Genomic DNA, 22,336 nt, shown 5'->3' on the forward strand with positions numbered 1-22,336 from the left:
AACGAAGTGAACGTGGGAGATGAATCGCCAGCCTGCTTTTCGGGTATATTTTCCTTAAAGGAGGTGAAAAATGGTGTTGAAGCACAAGGCCTACAAATTCAGAATCTACCCCACAAAAGAGCAGGAAATCCTGATCGCGAAGACGATCGGGTGTTCACGCTTCATCTTCAACCACTTCTTGGCGAAGTGGGATGAATTGTACAAGACCACTGGAAAAGGACTGTCCTACGGTTCTTGTTCCAAAGAAATTCCTGTGTTGAAGCAGGAGTTCGACTGGTTGAAAGAAGTGGATAGTACCTCTGTTCAGATCAGCGTCAAACATCTTGCTGATGCGTTTGACCGCTTCTTCAAGAAGCAGAACGAACGCCCTCGATTCAAGTCCAAGCGCCATCCCGTCCAATCGTACAAGACGAACATACAGGGAAAGTCTCAACTTCCTGAAGTCTCGATTGTGTGCAACCAGCTCAAACTTCCGAAGCTGAAATGGGTTCGCTTCGCCCATTCGAGACAGGTCACAGGTCGTATCTTGAACGCCACAATTCGACGTAACGCTTCAGGCAAATACTTCGTCTCCCTGCTCGTCGAGCAGGAGATCCACGAACTGCCGAAGACCGGTTCATCCGTCGGCGTCGACGTCGGACTCAAGAACTTCGCCATCCTGTCGGACGGCACAGTGTACAAGAACGACCGTTACTTCCGTACGCTCGAGAAGAAACTGGCGCGCGAACAGCGTAAGCTCTCCCGCCGTCAACGCATCGCCTTGAACAAGAAAGTCACGCTGTCCGAGGCGAGGAACTATCAGAAGCAGAAGCGAAAGGTTGCCCGTATCCACGAGAAGATTGCCAACAAGCGCACTGACTTCCTGCAGAAGGTATCGACCGAGATCGTCCAAAACCACGACGTCATCGGGATCGAGACCTTACAAGTGAAGAATATGCAGAAGAATCGTAAGTTGAGCAAATCCATCTCTGACGTCAGTTGGTCGGAGTTCTTCCGTATGCTGGAATACAAGGCGGACTGGTATGGGAAAATCGTCGTGAAGGTCGGCAAGACCTTTGCTTCCAGTCAACTGTGCTCCAGTTGCGGACATCAACACAAAGACGTGAAACATCTTGGCTTGCGTGAATGGACATGCCCGAGTTGCGGCATCCATCACGACCGGGATGTGAACGCAGGACTGAATCTCAAACAAGAAGCCGAACGTATCTTAGCTTCTTCAACCGTCGGGACGACGGGGTTAGCCTGATCAAGTTTCGACCGTTAGGTCGGATAACTCAGGAATCCTTCACCTCTAAGTGAAGCGTAGGTGGAGGTAGTTCAAGGTCATCGGGACGTCGCGCTTGTCGAGGCATCAAAAGCCATTCCTGTTCCGGACGGGATTTCCGCTAAACTCGCCTTACTGAACATCTTGTCGTGTGACGCCGCGAAGGGCGTGCGGAAACTCGCGCCTCTGCCGACGGATTCTGTACTCGTGACCGGGATGGGAGTTATGGGGTTATTGACGGTTTTTTATCTCCGTCACTATTATCAGGTCGAACGCATTATTGTTTCTGAACCGGATCCCGTCCGGGCAGCCCTCGCTTTACGACTTGGCGCGACGGCTTTGTTTCAGCCCGACGATCCGTCTTCCGACACGTTTACGCATGCATTCGAATGCTTAGCCCGTCAGGACGCTTTTGCTCTGTTACAGGAGGCACTGGTTCCTCACGGTCAGCTCTGCATCTTGTCGGACGGGAATCACGAGACGTTATCGTTGACGCCGGCTTTTTTCGAAAAAGAATTGCGGATTGTCGGCTCGAGTGACGGGTGGGATTACCGCACTCATGCTGCGTGGTTTTTCGAGACGGCACCGCACGTTCCGCAGCTCGAGCAACTGTATGAACAAACGGTCGCTTCCCGCGATCTAGTCGCATGTTTCGAGCGCTTGCTGACAGACGCGCATCCGTTAAAAGTCTTCGTCACCTATCCACTCGTTGATTAACGTTGCACCTTACTCACCGTCCGCACTTCCAGACCGTTTGGATCCTGCTCGTGTCTTGCGTGCTCACCGGAAAACGTCATGTCAACCAAACGTGTCTGCTCGGCTGCTGACGTCGTGATTTCCGGAACCGGTCGCTCGAGTAACCGGTGTAACATCGCTGCAAGACCTGATTTTGGTGTCGCAATCTCGAGCTGCAGAAGTTGATCTCCCGATCGTGATTCGATCGCATCCAGATGCGTCTGCAATTCGATCCGAAAGCCGTAAGGCGTCTGAATGAACGTCCGGCGTTCGTTCGCCTGGACCGTCCACCCCAACGTTTCCGCCCGTTGAAGTGTCGCCAGCCGCTCGGCTTTTGTCACCCAAAAGCCGATGTGGTCGAAGGCGACTTTTTTTCCGTACCCAAACGTAATGTTGATTGCGCCCCGCTTCATCTCAATGATCCGAAACAGAATCTTTTCATGACGGAAATCGTCCCAGTCAAGTGGCGGGTCAAACGACGTGAACGTTCCGTCCTGTTTTCCAATTCGTTGCGTCACGCGAAAACCAAGCTTTTGATAAAACCGTTCCGTCTCTTCGACGAACGGTGTCCACAGATGGTAATGAAATAACATTGACTTCTCTCCTTATCGTGTCAGGTCGTCAAGTGTCGTCACTTCGACCAGACCGCTGTCTGTTAACAGTTGTTGCAGTAGATGCACATGGGCCAACCCATAAATCACGATAATCCGTTCATCCGATGATTCGACGAGTGCGAGGATGTTCTTAAAGATCGTCAGATTCCGGACATACCAATACCGGGCAACCCACTGCATGCCCGTCTCCCCGAGACGCGCGAGTTCCAAATAGGTCTGATGCATACCCCGTGTCGTGTCTGGTTGATTGATTTTCTGAAAGAAGGTCAAAAAATCGAGCCCCCTGATGTCTTGATCCAATTGTTTCATCCGCACGGTTTCCCGCGAGATGATCTGATGAAATCCAACCGGTTTTTCCTGTTCGAGTTGACTGAGGTTTGGCACTCCCTCAATCGATTGATTCCAATCGACGCCGTTTACCTGTGGCAACTTCGCTTGACGGGCCAACCGGAACCCGATTTGATGCCGCTCATCGGCCGTCAGTTCAAAAGCGCCTTCTTGATAGGCGGCATAGTCTTGATCGAGTTGTGCTTGTCGGTCCGCTGTCGTCTCGAGCGCCACTTTCGTTGGTCGAAACGTCAACAGCACGTCGATCAGTGTCTGGATTTGCTGTTGACGGTCTGCATCCGACACTGTAATCGGCGCCGGGTGCAACAGATCACCGTTCTCGGGACGATCTAAGTGCATCGTCCCGAGAATCAAAAGGCTAGGGCCTGGTTTCATGTCTCTCCTCCTAGTCCACTAATGATTCCCATTCTACAAGAGATTGTCATCTATTTCCATTGAGTTGGACGAAGGCATCGACAAAAAAAGACCGATCTTCGAAAAGATCCGCCTTTTAGGCCATCATTTGTTTGACGAGTAACGTTTTGCCGCTGACCTCACGCGGAATTTCTTGAACTGCCCGAAGCGACACCTGCATGTCTGCGCCCAGTAAGGTTTTCAAAAAACGATAAAGTTGCTGCTCGTGTTCCGACGAAAAACGTGTCCAATCCGGAATGTACAAAAACGTGATATCCCGTTCACTGTTTTGAATATACTGGACCCGTTCAACGCTGTTCGGCAACACTTTAACGAGACTCGACAGCTGACTTTCAAATACTTTTTGACCGTCTGGTTTAATGAGATAGCCCCGTTTTCGACCGTCAATTGAATCAATCACAGGACCGGGATGACCACAGGAACACGTCTTCCCACTGCTGGTCATCCGGTCTCCGACCCGGTAGCGGATCAACGGTGTACCGTGGGTATCGAAGCTTGTCACGAGCACTTCTCCGTCTGCTTCCAGTTCAATGATGCCCATCTCGTAATGCAGATGTTTTTGTCCGCACCGGCATTCCGAGACGATTGGTGCCCCTTCCGATGAAGCATATTGATCAAAAACCGGTCCATGGAACACGTCTTCAATCAATTGCCGTTCTTCTCGTGTCATCATTTCGGCCGTCGGGAAAATGGCGCGTGGCCGGCATGACAGCTCGATTCCTTCTCGTTTCGCATGATAGGCAAGTTCAATCATTGCGGACGGTAAACCGTCGATCGACTCCGGATCAAACTCGTCGATCGCTTGCAGATAGGCGGTCATCGTACGCGGACTGATTTTTTTGACGGTGAACAACAATTGATTGAGCGCTCGGTTCATCCGCCAGTAAACGGGGGTTCGCTGATGTTCCGAGACCAGGGCTTGCGCCGTAAAACTGATGCGCCGCATTCCTTTTTCGACCCCATGCGTCGCTTTGAAGTAGTCCAGATGCGCCATTCGAATCTGCATGTCGGCCTTCGTATAATGGACTTGAATCGACTTTCCTGTCGTGCCGCCTGTCTTGCCGATAATCGGGGCCGGCAGATCTGTTCGGACTAATCCGATGTGTTGCCGTAACGTTTCTTTTTCAAGTGGTGGGATCTGCTTCAGATCCTTCAGCTTCTCGAACGGCAATTGTAGGTTCAATTCTGCAAACAACGCTTCATAATAAGGACTGTGATGCTGGCAAAACAACAAAAAATCATTGAGCCGTTTCAATTGATCCGCTGCGACATCGATCGTTTCCGCCCGTTTGTCCATCAATTCCTGAAACCGCTGTTGATACGCCGGTCCATACCGGTCCCGCTGCAACTGATAGCCGTACAATGTCGTCAAAAGATTTTGTAGGAACACAGGTGAATACAGATACACTTGCTCTTTGATTCCCATCTGCGCACGTCCTTTCGAACAACGACTGGATTGCCGACCACTCGAACAATGAATCGATCACTTATCCACTTTAAATAATTCTGAACTTATCTGATACCTTTAGCTTATGTCGCTTTTCTGACAACTACATGACAAAATCATCCGGTTTCCTTGAAATGTGCTAGCATTTTACCGTTTTTTACAGTTTGCGACTCTTTTGACAACATAAAAAAAGCAGATCATTCCCTTTTAAAATCAGGAAAAACCTGCTTTTTTTTACATCTTTATTCTCTATAAGTTGTCCGGGATCAACTGTTTAATCAGCAGCGTCTTGCCACTGATTTCTTTTGGGATTTCCGGAACCGCTCGCAAGAGAACCTCCATTTGTCCCCCAAACAACCGTTTCAAGACAAAATAAAGCTCTTTTTCATGTTCTTCTTTAAAACAGCGTTCGTCCGGTACATACAGCATGACGACTTCCTCTTCATCTGCTTGGATGTATTGGACACGTTCGATGCAGTTCGGAAAGGCACGAACGATACCGGCAAGTTCGCCTTCAAAAATGCGATGGCCGTCCTTCAATTGAATGAAACTGCGTCCGCGTCCATCAATCGATGCGATGATTGGACCGGCATGACCACATTGACACGTTTCTTCGCTGAGTGTCATCCGGTCTCCGACACGATAGCGGACGAGAGGCGTTCCATGTGTGTCAAAACTCGTCACAAGAATCTGCCCATCTGCCTCGACTTCGATAATGCCCATTTCGTAATGCAGATGTTTTTTTCCGTAACGGCATTCAGCGACGATCGGCGCCCCTTCCGATGAGGCATATTGATCAAAAATCGGAGCGTGGAACACTTCTTCAATCAATTTCCGTTCTTCGGCCGTCATCATCTCTGCCGTCGGGAAAATCGCTTTCGGTCGAAACGTACAGGGAATCCCATATTTTTTGGCATGTCGGGCGACTTCAATCATTCCGGACGGTAATCCGTCAATCGATTCGGGATCAAATCGGTTTAATTGTTCGATGTAGGAAGTAGCCGTCTGCGGATTGATGTTTTTGATTGTAAACAGCATTTGATTGATCGTTTTGTTCATCCGCCAATAGACCGGTGATTTTTGATTTGTTGCTGCGAGTACTTGACCGGTAAAACTGGCCCGGCGCATCCCGCGCTCAATCCCGTGTGTCCATTTGAAGTAATCCAGATGCGCCATTCGGATTTGCATATCGTCTTTTGTGTAATGGACTTGAATCGACTTTCCGGTCGTCCCTCCCGTTTTTCCAAGAATCGGTGCCCGGACTTTGGCATGGATGTCTGCATTGCGTGTGCGTAACAGTTCCTTGCTCAAAATAGGAATCTGCTTCAACTCCTCTAATTCGTGAAACGGTAAGGAAATCTGCGCTTCGTCAAAAAGCTCTTTATAATAAGTGCTGTAGTCGTAACAAAACGCCAGAAAGTGATTCAGACGGTTTAACTGTTCTTTTTCAGCGTTGACTCGAAATTGTTCTTTCTCCTTTAATTCTTGAAAACGCTTTTGATAGACGCTTCCATATCGTTCTTGGTACAAGACGCGCCCATATATCGTCGTCAAGATGTTTTGAATGAAAATCGGCGAATGAAGGTAAATCGATTGTTTGAGTTGCATACGTCCACTCCTCTCCCGTCTCATCGTAATTTTCAGACGATGGTCGTCATACATTTCCTGTTACTTACATCTTATTTCCAGTTGGATTCCCCTTCAATCAAATCTTAATAAACAAGCTTAGCTTTTATTCGGATACCGTTTTATGATAATAAACTGATATCACAAACATCTTTTAGCGTTTCTTCTTTTGTTATGGAATAGAAGAGCAGACTCACAAAAAAGAAGTGGAATCATCAACGATTCCACTTCTTTTTTAGTCAGCTATGGGGTTAGTTTTGTTACCGATGAACGATGCCTTCATCTGCGCCGAATGACCGGATTTGAATGGCCCCTAACGCAAGTTCCAAGTCTTTCGGGTTCAACTGGTCGATCACCTCGATGACGGTCAAGGTCGTGCGACCATTATACAGCTGAACCAGCAATTGACGCTCGACTTCAATAATCCGATTATCAACCGGTTCCGCTAACAACTCTTGGTAAAAAAACTCACCCGTCTCCGGGAAAAAATAATCACTGAACAGTTGCAACAATTGTAAGTTACCCGTTGCCAAGAACAGGATCGACTGAAACGAATGGTTCGACCGATTCCTCGCATTCAACCGTCTCAAAATCATGTGATAGCGCTTATAGTGGTGTTCATCTAAGAAACAGACTTCATTCATCTTCGTCCCTCTCCCTAAACTAAAAGTAAATGTGCAGATGATACTGCTGCTGAATCCTTGACTGTGTTCCCTGTTTTTTCTTTTCCCTGTTTTTAACGACTGAAGCCTTATTTTTTGAAAACACTTGTTTGGATTACGAAGCAGTCGATTCGGGTAAATTGCTCAAGTAGTGCTAATCAAGGAGGAAATCAAATGACACAACCACGCAAACGACTGGCGCTCGCCGGTGCAACAGGATATATCGGACACAATTTATTAAATGAATTAAAGAAAAAATATGATGTCATTGCGCTGTCCCGGAACGGCGACGACAAGGATGATGAGGCGAACGTCGAGTGGCGGTCATGCGATCTCTTTTCACTCAACGATACGATTGACGGATTACAGGGCGCAGACATCGCCATCTATTTGGTCCATTCGATGATGCCGTCCGCCAAGCTGACGCAAGGTTCTTTCGAAGACATGGATTTGATTTTAGCTGACAATTATGCCCGCGCGGCAAAAGAAAACGGCATTCAGCAAATCGTCTACTTAAGCGGAATCATTCCCGAAGAAACAGAAGATTTATCGCGCCACCTGAAAAGCCGTCTCGAAGTCGAGCGGGTGCTAGGAGCTTACGGAACACCGGTGACGACGATTCGTGCCGCTTTGATCGTCGGACCCAAAGGTTCTTCCTTCCCGATTCTATCTAAGCTCGTCAAACGCCTGCCTGTGATGTTGCTTCCGGAATGGACACGCAATCAAACGCACCCGGTCGCCTTGCCTGATGTCATCCACGCCTTGGGTGCAAGCGTCGGACGGGATGACTTAAAGAATCGGGCGATCGACATCGGCGGTCCCGAATCCATGACCTATAAAGAAATGATTTTAAAAACGGCTGAAGTGATCGGCAAAAAACAGCCGACCTTTGATTTACCGTTCATGACGGTCAATCTGTCGCGGCTTTGGGTCACTTTAGTCTCCGGTGAACCAAAAGAAACGGTTTACCCACTCGTTGAAAGTATGGTACATGAAATGGTCGCCGACCCGGAAAAGATGGTCGACGGGATCAGCGACGGGAAAATTTCCTTTGAAGAGTCGGTTCGGATGGCACTTCAAGAAGAACAAGAAGAAAAGCAACAGAAAAAAGGCTCGTCGGGTTCAGCGAAGAAGCCCGAATCACTCGATGTCCGGTCCGTCCAACGGGTCCGTCTTCCGGAAGGCCGGGATGCGAACTGGGCAGCCGATGATTATGTCGACTGGTTGTCCTCTTTCGCCAAACCGTTTCTGACGTCTCATCTGGCGGACGAAACGCTTGTCCAGATTCAAGTTCCCTTCTTGGATCAACCCTTGCTTGAGTTGACAAAAGAACCGTTCCAAGATGCCCAACAAGCGACGTACCGGATTACGGGCGGACTATTCGCCCAAGTACAAGACGGGAGTAAAGGCCGGATCGAGTTCCGCCAAATTCCGGGTTCCCAAGAATGTCTCATCGCCATCCATGAGTATGTACCCGCCTTACCGTGGATGCTGTACAAAACGACGCAAGCCAACATCCATTTACTTGTGATGTATCTGTTTAAATTACACTTGCTTCGACTCATGCAAACGACTGAAGAGCGTCCGGACGAATCCGAAATGATTGTTCCTGAACCCAATTGACTGTTTAAATTTCGACCAACATGGCTTGAGTCCTTCTTTTCAGAGGACTCAAGCCATGTTTCGTTTCATTATGTAACATGAAATCTAACAGTTCTTTCCTGTTTACTCCTGCTGTATCAGCATAAACCATTTTTGGAAAAACGTCAGTTTGAATGCTTTAGGTAGATTGGGTATCAACAACTTACTTGCAACAGATGACGAACATAAATTAACCATGCTACACTAAAACAGGATTGTTAGAAAGGGGTTTCATACGCATGCGCTCATTCGAAGAACGATTAACGAACCAGATAGAAGCGACCGCGCTTCTGACAACACTCATTCACCCCTCGTCGGACCAACTCCGACTGGATAAATTAGATAAATTTTCGGAAAAATTGTTGAAACGTGAATTTACGATTGCTTTTGCCGGGCATTTTTCTGCCGGGAAATCCAGCATGATCAATGCCTTGACGGGCGAATCGATTTTACCGACCAGTCCGATTCCGACGAGCGCGAATATCGTCACGGTCCAACATGACCAACACGATGCAGCAATCGTCCATTTCCATGATCGTCCGTCCGTCAAGTTGACGTCCGATGAGCTGTCTCACCTCGAGACGTTGGGGCGTGACGGAACGGTCGAACGAATCGACATCACCCATGCGGCATCGACGTTACCAAACGGTTTGGTCTTGATGGACACACCGGGTGTCGACTCCGTGGACGACGCGCACCGGATCTCAACCGAATCCGCCTTACACTTAGCCGATATTATTTTTTATGTCATGGATTACAATCATGTTCAGTCCGAGTTGAATTTCATGGTCACGAAGGAATTGCTTAGTTCCGTTCCTGAGCTGTATCTGATCGTCAATCAAATTGATAAACACCAGTCCAACGAGTTATCGTTTGCATCGTTCAAGCGCTCTGTCCGCCAGGCATTTGCAGCGCACGGTGTTGAACCAAAAGGAATCTTCTTTACCAGCTTGCGCGAAGCCGAACAGCCGGACAACGATTTTGCGACGGTCAAGCAATTGGTGGAACAAAGCATCCGGGACGTTCAACCGAAACTGCTCCAGTCCGCGGCGACAACGCTCGAAAGCCTGCATCAAGAACACGTCACCTACTTGCGTACCCGGATCGAAGAAGCCGAACAAGCCAGTCAAGAACAGCTGACACGCGAAGAACAACTCCAGCCGGAGACGGTTTTCTCACGCTTGGCACAGATCGAGCAACAAATCCAGTTGATGTCACCGGAACAATGGGTCAGCCGTTTTTCCAAACACCGCGAAAGTTTACTTCGAAATGCGACGTTGATGCCGTTTGAACTCCGCGAAAAGATGAAAACGTTTCTTGAATCGCGTCAGCCGACGTTTAAAGTCGGCTTTTTCAAAAGTGCCAAGAAAACACAAGAAACCCAGCAACAGATTGCCGAAGAAGTGTTGCATGCGTTGCAGTCCGTCACGACCTCCGAAGTCGTTTTGCACCTGCGCAAACTGATGAAACAATCATTAAAAGAAGCCGGCTTGTTGTCGGATACGCAATCGTTACACATCGATCAGTTTCCGCTTGATCCTCCACTCGACGTGATGGAAGAAGCGTTGCAAGAAGGCATCACGATTACGGGCGAATCCGTCCTGCAATTTACAAACCGGGTCGTCAGCCAGACAAGTGCCTGGTACGTCAAAGAAACAAACCGGTGGCGGGACGCCGTTCGCGGAGAACTCGAACGGATGGATGGGACAGCCGTTCAGGCGTTACTGGCCGAACAAGATGTCTTACGCCAAAAACGTGACCTGTTGACGACAGAAACGATAACGCGGCAAGGGATGACGACCTATCTCGAACAAGCCGCCGCGCCTTCTGATGATCAACTGGAACTTGCCCGGCAACAAGTAGCGGCATGGAAACAAAACCGGATACGGGCAGCACAAGATGTCGTCCCGTTCACACCACATGAATCACTCAAAGAAACAGCGGCGACCATCGAACAACCGGTCGCAACCACATCTAAAGACGCGCTGACCTACTCGCTTCATGACATCAAACAGATCCAGAACATTTTGTCACAAGTGCACGGATTCGAAGAAACGGTCGCCTATCTCGAAGACAAGTTGACCCGGGTCACTGCGAGTACGTTTACGATTGCCTTGTTCGGCGCCTTCAGTGCCGGTAAATCGTCGTTTTGTAATGCGTTGCTCGGGCAAGCGGTCTTGCCGGTTTCACCTAACCCGACGACGGCATCGATCAACCGCATCAATCCGGTCAGTCCGGAACATCCGCATGAGACGGCGACGATCCTGTTTAAAACCGAGCAGGAGTTGCTCAGCGATTTAAATGATGTGCTGGACAAATTCGACGCATCCGCCGAATCCCTTGCCGACGCACTCGCTTGGATTGAAAGCCGCTCGGAACAGGAGTTACGAAACGCCTCGTTTTTACGTGCCTTTTCGACCGGTTATCCGATCGTTCAACGGTTCATCGGTACGACCCAAACCGTTGATCGGACAACGTTTACGGAATACGTCGCCCAAGAACATCTCAGTTGTTTTGTCGATATCATCGATTTGTATTTCGACAGCCCCCTGACGCGTCTCGGGATTACGTTGGTCGACACACCGGGTGCTGATTCGATCAATGCCCGCCACACCGACGTCGCTTTTGAATATATCAAAGATGCCGATGCGATTCTGTTCGTCACGTACTTCAACCATGCGTTTGCCCGTGCAGATCGGGAATTTCTCATTCAACTCGGGCGCGTCAAGGATGCCTTTGAGCTCGACAAGATGTTTTTTATCGTCAATGCCATTGATTTAGCCCGTCAGGAGTCTGAAAAGCAAGACGTCTTGCAGTATGTCGGAACCGAATTGCAACGGTTCGGAATTCGTGCACCGCGACTGTTTGGCGTCTCCAGCCTACAGGCGTTGTCCGAAAAACAGACGGGACAGCGTCAGCAATCCGGACTGGCCGCATTTGAAGAGGTGTTCCATCAGTTTTTGGAACAAGATTTAAAAGGACTGGCCTTACAAGCCTTATCGGATGAGACGGAAAAAACCGTTCATCGGTTAGGACAAGTGATTGAACAAACTGAATCCAACATTGCGCGAAAAGAGGTCCGTCTGGAAGAACTGGACCACATTGCGGCCACAATCGAGACACATTTTTCAAATCATCGTCCCGACTTGCTGCGGCATGCGTTATCCGCTGAAATTCATGAGTTGTTGCATCATGTCAATCAGCGTATTTATTACCGGTTCCCGGACTTCTTTAAAGAAGCGTATCATCCGGTCCGGTTTGCCAATGCCACGAAACAGCACGCTTTACAACAAGCCTTGGAGGAATTGCTCGGCTTCTTAAAATATGATTTTGAACAAGAACTGCGGGTGACCCATTTCCGGATCGACAGTTGGATTAAAACTGCCATTGCGCAACGTTTTCAAGAGGAAGAACAGTTTGCGACGAAATTAAATCCGTCCTTCCAATTATCGCCGTTCGAGGCATTTTCGATGCCGGCTGTAAGTTTTACGGGACCGTTTCTTGACCCGACACCTTACGAATCCGTCAAACAGTATTTCCGAAATGCCAAAGCCTTTTTTGAACGGAACGAAAAAGAACAATTAAAAGACGCTTTGATGCAGATGACGAAACCGGACGCCACCGCATATCTGGACTCCGAGGAACAACAATTACGCACTGTCGCCCATCAACACGTCGTCGTCTTACTCGATGCGATGTATGCGGCACTGCAGGACACATTACGGAAGCAAATCGAGGTCGAACGCGATACCTTGAGCGCCCCGAATCCGCTTGCTCCGTATAAAGAAGCACAGGTAAAAATCAATCAGCTGTTACCAGCGTCCGCGTCTTGATACCAGCCGAACGTCAACAAAAATCCCGATCGATTTCGTCCTCTTATCGAAAGAGACACGAATCGTCCGGGATTTTTTTATTCCGCTTCCTCTCGACCGGAAGGATGCGGCCAGTACGATTTAAAATAATGTAAGACATACTCGTGGACGTGACGGACGAGCGGCCGTTGTTCGACTCCCGCCAAATGATTGAGGGAGACGTCCCATAACATCGGTGGGTCGAACGGAAGAATTCGGATATCTTCCGCGTGATGAAACCGTAAAATCGGTTCTGGTAAAATCGACACGACATCCAGTTCCTGGACCATCCCGATCAATAAATCCCACGCTCCGGACGTAAAAAAGATGTGCGGTTCCACCTGAACGTTTCGAAACTGCGACAGAATTTGATGATGCAACATGAAACTGTCATTGAGAATGACAAGCGGTTCTGCAGCCAACTCTTGATAGGATACGTTCTGTTGCTGACTCAACGGATGGCTGGGACGGACTGCGACGACGACCTCATCTTCAATCAACCGGTAACGTTCGATTCCATACGACTCTCCCGGCTCAATCAAAATCGCTAAGTCCAATTCTTCAAGCAACAGACGACGTTTTAATTCAAATGCCCCTTCTTCAATCACTTCCAACTCGATCCCCGGATGTTCTGCCATCAGCTTCGGGATGAGTTGCGAGAACAGGACCGGTAAGATGACAGGCGGAATGCCGAGCCGGACTTTCCCCCGCATCAGATTGGATCGTTCATGCAGATGTTCCATCATGACTTGATGTTGGCGTAACACTTTTAAGGCGTCTTCATAAAATTGTCGACCCGCATCGGTCAGACCGGTCAAACGCCCATGATGGCGTTCAAACAGTTCGACTTGCTCCGACTCTTCAAAATCGCGGACCAGCTGGCTGAGTGCAGGTTGCGAAATATGTAGGTGTTTCGAGGCACGGGTTAAGTTGTACGCTTGATCCACGATAGTCGTAAAAAATCGTAATTGTCGAATATCCAACCGCTTTCCCCCTCACTCATCAAACCAATGATTTTTTCTGAAATACAAAATCATGCTAATCGAGATCATCGCCATTCCGCCCAAAGCAAAGAAATAGCCATACTTCGTCGTCAGTTCCGGCATGTGTTCAAAGTTCATCCCGTAAATCCCGGCAATAAACGTCAAGGGCATAAAAATCGTCGTAAAAATTGTCAACGTCTTCATGATATTGTTCATCCGGTATGAATTAAGCGAAATAAAATTGTCCCGGAATTCGGAAGTCATCTCGCGGTTGTACTCAATCATGTCGTTGAGTTTCAGCAGATGATCGTAGATATCTTGGAAAAATGCTTTTTTATTTGCATGAATCGCCAGTCGTCTTGATTCAACGACACGGTATAACAAATCCCGCATTGGTAAAATCGTTCGCGCCACTTCCAACAAATCGGATCGAATATCAAAGATGTCTTCCATGATGCGTTTATCGTTTCCACGCTGTTCGTAACGTCCTTCGAGTGAAAAAATCTTATCTTCCAATGCATGCACGATTGGAAAATAGCCGTCAACGATCTTATCCATGATTTTATGTACAATCTCGATCGTCCAGTGCTCATGGTCGCCATGAATCCGTTGAAAGGCATTGAACACCAAATCAATCTCGCTTGATGGTTCTTCATGGTAGGAAACGACATACTTCTCATTGGCAAACAGATTAATTTCCTTCCCTTTTAACGATTCCGTATCTAAGGCATGCAGAACAAAAAAGCTGTACCCTTCATAATATTCTAACTTCGGACGTTGCAAATATTGAAAACAGTCCTCAAGCGCCAACGGATGAAACTCAAATGCCGACACCAACTGTTGTTTTTCATGCTCCGTCGGTTGGTCAAAATCAACAAAATACCATTTGATATTTGGTGCGTGCAGTCGATCTAAATCCGATTCCACCAAAACTTGATGATCGGTTGTCACAAGGAGACAACGTATCATAAACGTTCACCTACTTTTCGTTACTGTGCCTTCAGTATCGCAAACAATCGGTACCATTTCCATCAAAAAAAGACTGCAGCTCTGAGCTGCAGTCTTTTTGTTTTATCCGCGTTCGAAGTAAAAGCCGTTCCAGTAAACGTGACGGTACGTGAACTCTTTGCCGCTTTTTGTCGTCACAAGCATCTCGTCTTCAGATACCACGGCAATCTTGATCGGCGTCTCACCATGATCGGTCAGAAAATTTAAGATTTCCAAATGGCGGTTGAGCCAAAGCCGACGACGAAACCAACGAAAACGGCTGAATGCGGCAGTAAAATGCAAGATCGATAACAGCATGATGACCATCCCAAACGGTAATGGAATATCAAATAACGCAATCAAGTAGAAATCTGCGATGATCAGGAACACAGATAAGCCCATCTCGGTCATTTCCATAAAGGAAGCTTTATACGTGGCAAAGTAGGTCATGACACGAAATAAAACAATGACCGTCAAATAAGGAACAAAATAAAGACGAAAAACATGGTCCGACCCACTATTGACGTACATGAGTAAGGGCAGGAAGAAAAGCAACTTCCAAGTTAGGATGGCAGAATAAAACAAAGTGTGATCCGTGTAGCGTTTGCGTACAATGGCGCGACTAATGTTCATTGCCTTCCCCTCCTTCAATGGTGACTCCATGCTCAAGTCGATGATGTCGGGACGTGATGCCTATAAGGGTATCTTTCCGAATTAGGCAGTTTCTAACCGTAAATTTCGTGTGAAATGTAGGTTTATATTGAGTATACGAAACATTCTGATAAAAAGTTTTATTTTCCCATCATTCCCCATATTTGAATGTGCTGTTTTCAGCTGCTCATTCGTATTTGTTCTTTGCCGTTTTTTTCTTTACACTTGAACTAGATTATTTTAGAAATGAGATGAAAAGCATGTACAGCCATATCGTGATCGGAGCAGGTATTCTCGGCGCCTCAACCGCGTATCATTTAGCGAAAGAAGGAGCATCCGTCTTGTTGGTGGACCGGAAAGAAGCGGGTCGTGCCACGCACGTCGCAGCCGGAATCATTTGTCCTTGGATGACGCAACGTCGCAACAAGGCTTGGTATCGGTTAGCCAATAACGGTGCTCATTATTATGACACCTTGATTCCGGAACTCGAGGCACTTGGTGAGACGACGACCGGCTATCAAAAAGTAGGCGCCATCGCTTTACACGAAACATCAAAAATCGAAAAAATGCAGATCATTGCTGAAAATCGTTTTCCCGAGGCGCCGGCGATCCAGCAAATCGAGCGTTTGACCGCTGATCGCGTGCAACAGATGTTTCCGTTGATTGAATATGTCGAGGATGCATTGTTCGTTTCCGGCGGAGCACGAGTTGACGGACGTGCGTTACGCGCTGCACTAGAACGCGGCGCCCTCAAACAGCAGGCGAAGGTGGTTGAAGCAGATGCCTCGTTAATCGTTGTGGATGGTCAAGTGAAAGGTGTCCGAATTGAGGATGAAATGCATTACGCGGAGCAGATCATCTTGACGGCAGGTGTCTGGGTCAATGAGTTGTTGAAACCGTTGCATCTTGAACTTGACATCCGTCCTGAGAAGGGACAGATTCTCCATCTGGACATCATGGCGGAACAGACAGAACAATGGCCCGTCATCATGGGGCAACGCGGACTGTACCTTGTATCGATCGAGGATGGAAAATTGGCACTCGGCTCCACGCACGAGAAACAACTTGACTATAACCTCCAACCGACCGTCAAGGGCATGCATGCTTTATTGACACGCGCCTTGCCGGTTGCCCCTGCACTGGAAGACTCGAAAATCAATGAGATGCGTGTCGGACTTCGTCCTTATACCAGTACTTCCTTACCGATCATCGGACGGCTCGCGACTCATCCGAATGTACTGGTCGCTAACGGGCTTGGAGCCTCCGGCTTAACGATTGGTCCTTATCTCGGGCGTGAATTAGCGAAGTTAGCGTTAGGGCAAGAACTCGATATCAATCTGGAGGATTATTTACCGCAATGAGCGCACGACGAACGAACTTTTACCTTCTTGATAGTCTATACCCGCCATTAAACAAGAACAAACGTTCTATATTTAAGATATCAAAGGAGAGTTGAATGTGCATCCGATCAAACCTTTCGTGACTCTTGATCAGCTGGAATCCCTTGACATTCGTGTCGGTACAATTCGTTCGCTTCAGACTTCGGACGAAGAATCCGCTTTACTGTTACTGCTGATTGATTTCTTAGAATTTCAACAGTCTGTGTTTCTTGATTGGAAAGAAACACGTTTTGAATACGAAGAAATCATCGGCAAACAAGCACTGGTCGCCCTAAACGTCCCGGGGCTCGTCGGCGGCTCATCCGGACGCATTCTCGAGTTGGGCTCTCTCGATCAGCTCATGCCCGTGTTGGTCTGCCCGGAACACCCGATTCCGGACGGAAGCCGACTGACCTGACAAAGAAACGACCATCCGCCATCGGATGGTCGTTTCTTTGTCGTCATGCCTTTTCTAGATAATGGACACTAAAATATTGGTTTGGATCCGTAAAACACGTGACCGGAGTAAATCCATTTTGTCTGGCCAACACTCGAAAGTCATCCACACTGTATTTATAGGAATTTTCCGTATGGATGGTTTCACCTTGTGTAAAGCTAAATGTCTGATCCGCGACGGTCACCAGTTGATCGATCCGACTTCTCAGATGCATCTCAATCCGGCCAAGCGCCTCATTATAAAACGCAACATGTTCGAACCTTGTCAGGTCAAATGTTCCGTCCAGTGATTCATTGATATGCTGTAAAATGTTCAAATTGAACTGTGCCGTCACACCCGCCTGATCGTTATAGGCTTCGTCGAGAACACTTGCCGCTTTTTTCGTATCAATACCGATCAAAAATCCGTCACCCTTTTCCAGCAGTTGACAAGAACGACTCAAAAAAGCAGCCGCCTCGTCGGGATCAAAATTGCCGATGGTTGATCCGGGAAAGAAAATCACTTTTTTCAACTTGTCTTCAATCGGCAGGACCAGCGGCGTCGAATAATCACCACATACGGCTTTGATATCCAAAGTCGGGTAGTCCTGCGAAAGTTGATGCGCGGACTGAATCAAGAACTCTTTGGAAATATCAATTGGCATATATGCCTCCAACTGATGTAATGAGCTGAGCAGACTTTTGATTTTCCGACTGCTGCCGCTTCCATACTCAATCAGCGTATGGACCGGTCCGATACAATCGGCAATTGCCACTTGATGCTGCGATAAAATCTCAAGTTCCGTTCTCGTCAAATAGTATTCCGGTTGTCGTGTAATTTGCTCGAATAATTCAGACCCTCTTTGGTCATAAAAATATTTTGCCTGAAGTGTCTTCTTGTCTTGCGATAACCCGGACAACACTTCCTGACGCATATTGTGTTGCTTCGTATACATGTCATAACTTTTGACCTGCTGACTCATTTAAAGGTCACCTGCCAACCGAAAACCACTGAACTGCCAACGTTTATCCGGAGGAAAGAAGTTACGGTACGTCTCGCGGATATGATCATCCGGCGTCACACATGCGCCTCCTCGCAACACCATCTGGTTACACATGAATTTCGCATTGTATTCCCCTAACGCCCCTTCAAGCGGCCGGCTTCCCGGATACGGTGCATAGGCACTCGCAGTCCATTCCCAGACATCACCGAACATGCCGGTCATCTCTTGCAGATCGGAACTGACAGGTCGAGGATGGTAGGACCCTTCTCCCATCAGATTCCCCCGTTGTTCGACCTGCCGTCCGACGTACTCCCATTCCGCCTCGGTCGGTAATCGTTTTCCACACCAGCGGCTGTAGGCATCCGCTTCGTAAAAACTGACATGACAAACAGGTTCGTCCAAGTGTAACGGTTTGATTCCGTTTAAGGTAAAGACGGACCACTCACCTTGTTCGTTTTTCATCCAGTACAAAGGTGCTTTCCAGCTTTGCTGATTAACAATATGAAACCCGTCAGACAACCAATGCTCCGACTGTTCATACCCGCCTGCTTCGACGAATGCCAGAAACTCACGATTGGTGACCGGTCGGCTTGCCAACTCAAACGGGTTGAGCCAGGTTTTGTGGACTGGATTTTCATTATCAAAGGCAAACCCTTGACCATCATGACCGATTTCAACGAGTCCCCCTTCAAACCGTTTAAATGTCGGTGAACCGTCAACGCCAAAAGTACGTTCAGGTTCTGTTTTATTTTGATAAGCAGGCAGTAAGGGGTTCACAAAAAAGTTGTACTTAACATCCATCAGGATTAATTCCTGATGTTGCTGTTCATGCTGCAGCCCCATTTCAATCAGTTGCTCCAGTTTTTGCTGAACGGGTGTTTCTCGCTTTTGTTGCAACAGGGACAAGATTGCTTTGTCCACATGCATTCGGTAAGCAAGTATTTCCTCAACGGTCGGCCGAGACAGAACACCTCGTTGATGACGTGGTTGGTAAGGTCCAATCGAATTGTAGTAGGAATTGAATAAATAGTTATACTTTGGATGAAACACTGTATACTGGTCATCATATTCCTGGAGGATCATTCGCTCAAAAAACCATGTGGTATGTGCGATATGCCATTTCGGCGGGCTGACATCCGGGCTGGCTTGAATAATAAAATCCTCCGGTTCGAGCGGTTCGATCAATGCTAGGGTTTGATTGCGGACAGCAGAAAACTTGTCTACTAAGTAAGTCGTCGTTTCCAGTCTCACTTCAAAGCACTCCTTTAAATGGATTTTTCTGAAAATATGCACCATTCTCTTTACCCTTTTTCCTTTCAAGTAAGCGCTCTCAATAATATAAAAAAAAGAAGCGACACCCTGTAAGGATGCCGCTTTCTCCGACTTAATACACTTTATCGCCGTTAAAGATTGAATTTTTGACGACCACATAGTCGACAGTCCTGATTGCCTGCAGCTTGTTACCACCCGCGTACGAAATCGCAGACTGTAAATCTTGCTCCATCTCAATCAACGTCTCTGACAAGCTGCCTTTATGTTCAACAAACACTTTTTTTCCTTCGACGTTCTTTTTTTCACCTTTTTGAAACTCGGACGCCGAGCCAAAATATTCTTTAACGCGTAAGCCATCAACTTCGTGCGTCTCACCCGGGGACTCTTCGTGTCCCGCAAACAGTGAACCAATCATCACCATCGTCGCCCCAAAACGAACCGATTTTGCAATGTCGCCGTGGGTCCGGATACCGCCGTCAGCGATAATCGGTTTACTGGCCGCTTTGGCGCACCATCTCAATGCCGCCAATTGCCAGCCTCCCGTACCAAATCCCGTTTTAATTTTCGTAATACACACTTTACCTGGACCGATTCCAACTTTTGTCGCGTCTGCTCCGGCGTGTTCCAACTCACGAACGGCTTCCGGTGTCCCGACGTTTCCAGCAATAACAAAACTGTCCGGTAATAGCAGTTTGATATGTTGGATCATCCGAATGACCGCTTCCGAATGACCATGAGCGATGTCAATCGTGATGTATTCCGGCGTCAAGCCTTCTTGTGCCAACGTCTCGACGAATGTATATTCTTCCGCTTTTACGCCAACACTGATTGATGCAATCAAATGGCGTTCTTGCATCGACCGGACAAAATCGAGTCGTGTTTCAGGCTCGAAACGATGCATGATGTAAAAGTAACCGTTCTCTGCCAAATAAGTCGCAATTTTTTCGTCAATGATCGTCTGCATATTGGCCGGAACGACCGGTAATTTAAAACGTCGTCCACCAAACTCAACCGTCGTATCACATTCCGACCGGCTTCCTACGATTGATTTTGCAGGAATTAATTGAATATCTTCATAATCAAATACTACATCCATCACTAGCACCCCAAATAACGAATATTTTTTTATTAATTAAATAATAACGTTCGTACTTGGATACTATATCGAACATTAGAAAGCTTGTCAAAATAAAATCACCAAAAAGCATATTTTTCTATTCAAAAACCTTTTAATGTTCGTCTTTTACAGAGTATTGCATTTTTAATTGATCAATCCATGCTTCTTCCCATTCAAAAAAACTACTTTCCGTTCCTGTTTCAAAAATATGCTCGGGATAAGGAAGCGCTAAGGGTGGACGATCTTTCCTGTCAAAATAACACAGTTGTTTGGATTCACCGTCAATCGCTGTTAACGTTCCTTCCAACACATCACACGCGAAAATAAAGACGACATACTCCACCTGGTTTTGATCCGGGTAGGTCAGGCGAAACGCCTCACCTCCAAAACAGCCGATCAGGCGGACCGGACGGACAATCAATCCAGTTTCTTCATATACTTCACGGATTACCGCTTTTGCCGGCGGCTCGCCCGGTTCGATTGCGCCCGCCGGAAGGCTCCAGAACGGACCTCCCGGATCTTGGAACAAGATTCGTCCCGATGCATCGCGGATGATTGCACCGACAGACGGTGTGAACAACAATTGATTTCCTGTTTTTTGACGCAGATTCTGGTAATACGTCGACATGGGCATGAATCATTCTCCTTTGACAATTCTGATGTATGGCTAAAAGACTGTGCTCGAGCGTTTCCCCTCATTCGAGTTCTTCTTTTAATAGTGCAAACAATACGAAGTCTTCCCAGGCACCGTTAATGAACAAACTCTTTTTTGCGATCCCTTCTTGTCTGAACCCCACTTTTTCCAAGACGCGGATCGATCCGATGTTCTCGGGCATGACTTCGGCCCGCAAACGGTGGAACTGGTACTCCTCGAACAAGAGACGCGCAGCTTGGCGAACAGCTGTTGACATGATCCCCTGCCCGTTATACTGCTGATCAAGTTGATACCCGATCATACACGTCTCTGCCGGGAAACGTTCAACGAACGCCGCAGACACTTCTCCAACCAGTTGATTCGTTTCTGTTAAAAATATCCCAAACGCATATGAACGGTCTGCTTTTTGGTTCTCCTTCAACTGTTGAATTCGCTCAAGTTGTTTCGGCAGCGTATAGGTGTCTTTTGGGGGCTTGACCGGCATCCAATATTCAAAATGTCCTTGGTTTCGAATACTGAGATCCAGCAATGCCTGTGCGTCTTCTTTTGTATACACACGTAAATAAATCGAATTCATGGCGTCATTCTCCTTCTTTGCGACTAACGTATTCCTTAAATATCTTAATATCAAAGAGTTAAGGTGTTTGATATTTTTTTTATAGGGAAAATTACAACAACAAACAAGTAACAAAGTGTTTACAAAACAAGATGTAAACGACTACAAGGAGGAGAGCATGCGAACTGATGAAGAGTTATTCCAACAAATCGAACTAAAAAATAGATACGCTCTCGAATTGTTATATGACCGGTATGAAAAATCGTTATATTTGTTATTAACACGAATGTTGTCCGATGAACGGCGCATCCAACTTACTCTCAAACAAATTTTCCATGATGTCTGGACAAATCCTAAACGTTACGCATCCATTCACGGCTATTTAATCAGTGCAGTGAAACAAGTCAGGTCTCAACGCGAACCGGTCGGATAAACAATTGACGGAATCCTTCTACTTATTTACTTAGATTCATGTATTCGGACCACAAGCCGCCAATTCCTTTTAACGCTTCCTTACTTATAAGGGTTCTGATAAATTTTAGGCGAGATATTATTTATTTTGTTTATTACTTCCTTTTTCTTAGAGACCATGTTATATTATTAAGTAATTATTGTTGTTCGGTGGAGATACAAAGTGTTTCACTTTAACTCGATGAAATTGATCACGGTAGTAATAATCAGTGTGGCTCAGTCAC

At 47.2% G+C, this 22,336-nt stretch carries 20 protein-coding genes; 7 read left to right on the forward strand and 13 right to left on the reverse strand.

The window, feature by feature from the left end; genetic code table 11:
- Window positions 1-73 precede the first annotated feature (73 nt).
- Together tnpB and D3D03_RS05430 are read left to right on the forward strand one after the other, a co-directional pair.
- Window positions 74-1,246, forward strand: a complete 1,173-nt coding sequence (gene tnpB, locus D3D03_RS05425; RefSeq protein WP_119923107.1) for an IS200/IS605 family element RNA-guided endonuclease TnpB — start codon at window positions 74-76, stop codon at window positions 1,244-1,246.
- 60 nt (window positions 1,247-1,306) lie between these two features.
- Complete coding sequence (locus D3D03_RS05430; RefSeq protein ID WP_119923062.1) at window positions 1,307-1,981, forward strand: MDR/zinc-dependent alcohol dehydrogenase-like family protein; 675 nt, start codon at window positions 1,307-1,309, stop codon at window positions 1,979-1,981.
- Here D3D03_RS05430 and D3D03_RS05435 read toward each other — a convergent pair.
- The 5 genes from D3D03_RS05435 to D3D03_RS05455 all read right to left on the reverse strand — a co-directional run bounded on the left by D3D03_RS05435 (window position 1,978) and on the right by D3D03_RS05455 (window position 7,092).
- On the reverse strand, window positions 1,978-2,592 hold the full coding sequence (locus tag D3D03_RS05435; protein ID WP_119923063.1) for a VOC family protein: 615 nt from the start codon (window positions 2,590-2,592) through the stop codon (window positions 1,978-1,980). The genes D3D03_RS05430 and D3D03_RS05435 overlap by 4 nt on opposite strands.
- A gap of 12 nt (window positions 2,593-2,604) precedes the next feature.
- On the reverse strand, window positions 2,605-3,336 hold the full coding sequence (locus tag D3D03_RS05440; protein WP_119923064.1) for a DUF5694 domain-containing protein: 732 nt from the start codon (window positions 3,334-3,336) through the stop codon (window positions 2,605-2,607).
- A 115-nt stretch (window positions 3,337-3,451) separates the two neighbouring features.
- Window positions 3,452-4,801 (reverse strand): phenylacetate--CoA ligase family protein, encoded by a 1,350-nt coding sequence (locus D3D03_RS05445; protein WP_119923065.1) that lies wholly within the window; start codon window positions 4,799-4,801, stop codon window positions 3,452-3,454.
- 270 nt (window positions 4,802-5,071) lie between these two features.
- Window positions 5,072-6,430 (reverse strand): phenylacetate--CoA ligase family protein, encoded by a 1,359-nt coding sequence (locus tag D3D03_RS05450; protein WP_119923066.1) that lies wholly within the window; start codon window positions 6,428-6,430, stop codon window positions 5,072-5,074.
- 278 nt (window positions 6,431-6,708) lie between these two features.
- Window positions 6,709-7,092, reverse strand: a complete 384-nt coding sequence (locus D3D03_RS05455; protein WP_026832816.1) for a hypothetical protein — start codon at window positions 7,090-7,092, stop codon at window positions 6,709-6,711.
- Window positions 7,093-7,284: 192 nt separating this feature from the next.
- Here D3D03_RS05455 and D3D03_RS05460 point away from each other — a divergent pair, with 192 nt between their 5' ends.
- Both D3D03_RS05460 and D3D03_RS05465 read left to right on the forward strand, forming a co-directional pair.
- On the forward strand, window positions 7,285-8,733 hold the full coding sequence (locus D3D03_RS05460) for an NAD(P)H-binding protein (RefSeq protein WP_119923067.1): 1,449 nt from the start codon (window positions 7,285-7,287) through the stop codon (window positions 8,731-8,733).
- Window positions 8,734-8,990: 257 nt separating this feature from the next.
- The gene (locus D3D03_RS05465; RefSeq protein ID WP_119923068.1) at window positions 8,991-12,584 is read left to right on the forward strand and encodes a dynamin family protein; all 3,594 of its coding nucleotides are present in this window, start codon (window positions 8,991-8,993) and stop codon (window positions 12,582-12,584) included.
- Between the two features lie 77 nt (window positions 12,585-12,661).
- On the opposite strand, the gene D3D03_RS05470 is transcribed toward D3D03_RS05465, so the two are convergent.
- The 3 genes from D3D03_RS05470 to D3D03_RS05480 form a co-directional block, all read right to left on the reverse strand.
- Window positions 12,662-13,585 (reverse strand): LysR family transcriptional regulator, encoded by a 924-nt coding sequence (locus tag D3D03_RS05470; protein WP_028106134.1) that lies wholly within the window; start codon window positions 13,583-13,585, stop codon window positions 12,662-12,664.
- A 12-nt stretch (window positions 13,586-13,597) separates the two neighbouring features.
- Window positions 13,598-14,554: a magnesium/cobalt transporter CorA gene (gene corA / locus D3D03_RS05475; protein WP_119923069.1), complete on the reverse strand. Its 957-nt coding sequence runs from the start codon at window positions 14,552-14,554 to the stop codon at window positions 13,598-13,600.
- Between the two features lie 102 nt (window positions 14,555-14,656).
- Window positions 14,657-15,205: a hypothetical protein gene (locus D3D03_RS05480; protein ID WP_026832811.1), complete on the reverse strand. Its 549-nt coding sequence runs from the start codon at window positions 15,203-15,205 to the stop codon at window positions 14,657-14,659.
- A 278-nt stretch (window positions 15,206-15,483) separates the two neighbouring features.
- Here D3D03_RS05480 and D3D03_RS05485 point away from each other — a divergent pair, with 278 nt between their 5' ends.
- Together D3D03_RS05485 and D3D03_RS05490 are read left to right on the forward strand one after the other, a co-directional pair.
- Complete coding sequence (locus D3D03_RS05485) at window positions 15,484-16,584, forward strand: NAD(P)/FAD-dependent oxidoreductase (protein WP_233550654.1); 1,101 nt, start codon at window positions 15,484-15,486, stop codon at window positions 16,582-16,584.
- Window positions 16,585-16,681: 97 nt separating this feature from the next.
- On the forward strand, window positions 16,682-17,020 hold the full coding sequence (locus tag D3D03_RS05490; protein WP_119923071.1) for a hypothetical protein: 339 nt from the start codon (window positions 16,682-16,684) through the stop codon (window positions 17,018-17,020).
- A 43-nt stretch (window positions 17,021-17,063) separates the two neighbouring features.
- Here D3D03_RS05490 and egtD read toward each other — a convergent pair whose 3' ends face one another.
- From egtD to D3D03_RS05515, 5 genes are all read right to left on the reverse strand, one after another.
- A complete protein-coding gene (gene egtD / locus D3D03_RS05495; protein ID WP_119923072.1) occupies window positions 17,064-18,020 on the reverse strand; it encodes an L-histidine N(alpha)-methyltransferase in 957 nt (318 codons plus the stop codon).
- A complete protein-coding gene (gene egtB / locus D3D03_RS05500; RefSeq protein ID WP_233550655.1) occupies window positions 18,021-19,292 on the reverse strand; it encodes an ergothioneine biosynthesis protein EgtB in 1,272 nt (423 codons plus the stop codon).
- A gap of 133 nt (window positions 19,293-19,425) precedes the next feature.
- Window positions 19,426-20,409: a GMP reductase gene (gene guaC / locus D3D03_RS05505; protein WP_035387609.1), complete on the reverse strand. Its 984-nt coding sequence runs from the start codon at window positions 20,407-20,409 to the stop codon at window positions 19,426-19,428.
- A gap of 133 nt (window positions 20,410-20,542) precedes the next feature.
- Window positions 20,543-21,064, reverse strand: a complete 522-nt coding sequence (locus D3D03_RS05510; RefSeq protein WP_081776013.1) for an NUDIX hydrolase — start codon at window positions 21,062-21,064, stop codon at window positions 20,543-20,545.
- 61 nt (window positions 21,065-21,125) lie between these two features.
- Complete coding sequence (locus D3D03_RS05515; protein ID WP_026832805.1) at window positions 21,126-21,662, reverse strand: GNAT family N-acetyltransferase; 537 nt, start codon at window positions 21,660-21,662, stop codon at window positions 21,126-21,128.
- Window positions 21,663-21,819: 157 nt separating this feature from the next.
- On the opposite strand from D3D03_RS05515, the gene D3D03_RS05520 reads away from it, so the two are divergent.
- A complete protein-coding gene (locus D3D03_RS05520) occupies window positions 21,820-22,074 on the forward strand; it encodes a hypothetical protein (RefSeq protein ID WP_026832804.1) in 255 nt (84 codons plus the stop codon).
- Window positions 22,075-22,336: the final 262 nt, after the last annotated feature.

The organism is Exiguobacterium sp. RIT452, from assembly GCF_003598705.1.
In the GTDB taxonomy this organism is placed as follows: domain Bacteria; phylum Bacillota; class Bacilli; order Exiguobacteriales; family Exiguobacteriaceae; genus Exiguobacterium_A; species Exiguobacterium_A undae.

Excerpts from the sequence above, each read along its gene's own strand:
- D3D03_RS05435 (WP_119923063.1), bottom strand. The coding sequence starts at position 2,592 with ATGTTATTTCATTACCATCTGTGGACACCGTTCGTCGAAGAGACGGAA.
- D3D03_RS05440 (WP_119923064.1), bottom strand. The coding sequence starts at position 3,336 with ATGAAACCAGGCCCTAGCCTTTTGATTCTCGGGACGATGCACTTAGAT.
- D3D03_RS05445 (WP_119923065.1), bottom strand. The coding sequence starts at position 4,801 with ATGGGAATCAAAGAGCAAGTGTATCTGTATTCACCTGTGTTCCTACAA.
- D3D03_RS05450 (WP_119923066.1), bottom strand. The coding sequence starts at position 6,430 with ATGCAACTCAAACAATCGATTTACCTTCATTCGCCGATTTTCATTCAA.
- D3D03_RS05455 (WP_026832816.1), bottom strand. The coding sequence starts at position 7,092 with ATGAATGAAGTCTGTTTCTTAGATGAACACCACTATAAGCGCTATCAC.
- D3D03_RS05460 (WP_119923067.1), top strand. The coding sequence starts at position 7,285 with ATGACACAACCACGCAAACGACTGGCGCTCGCCGGTGCAACAGGATAT.
- D3D03_RS05465 (WP_119923068.1), top strand. The coding sequence starts at position 8,991 with ATGCGCTCATTCGAAGAACGATTAACGAACCAGATAGAAGCGACCGCG.
- corA (WP_119923069.1), bottom strand. The coding sequence starts at position 14,554 with ATGATACGTTGTCTCCTTGTGACAACCGATCATCAAGTTTTGGTGGAA.
- D3D03_RS05480 (WP_026832811.1), bottom strand. The coding sequence starts at position 15,205 with ATGAACATTAGTCGCGCCATTGTACGCAAACGCTACACGGATCACACT.
- D3D03_RS05485 (WP_233550654.1), top strand. The coding sequence starts at position 15,484 with ATGTACAGCCATATCGTGATCGGAGCAGGTATTCTCGGCGCCTCAACC.
- egtD (WP_119923072.1), bottom strand. The coding sequence starts at position 18,020 with ATGAGTCAGCAGGTCAAAAGTTATGACATGTATACGAAGCAACACAAT.
- guaC (WP_035387609.1), bottom strand. The coding sequence starts at position 20,409 with ATGGATGTAGTATTTGATTATGAAGATATTCAATTAATTCCTGCAAAA.
- D3D03_RS05510 (WP_081776013.1), bottom strand. The coding sequence starts at position 21,064 with ATGCCCATGTCGACGTATTACCAGAATCTGCGTCAAAAAACAGGAAAT.
- D3D03_RS05515 (WP_026832805.1), bottom strand. The coding sequence starts at position 21,662 with ATGAATTCGATTTATTTACGTGTGTATACAAAAGAAGACGCACAGGCA.
- D3D03_RS05520 (WP_026832804.1), top strand. The coding sequence starts at position 21,820 with ATGCGAACTGATGAAGAGTTATTCCAACAAATCGAACTAAAAAATAGA.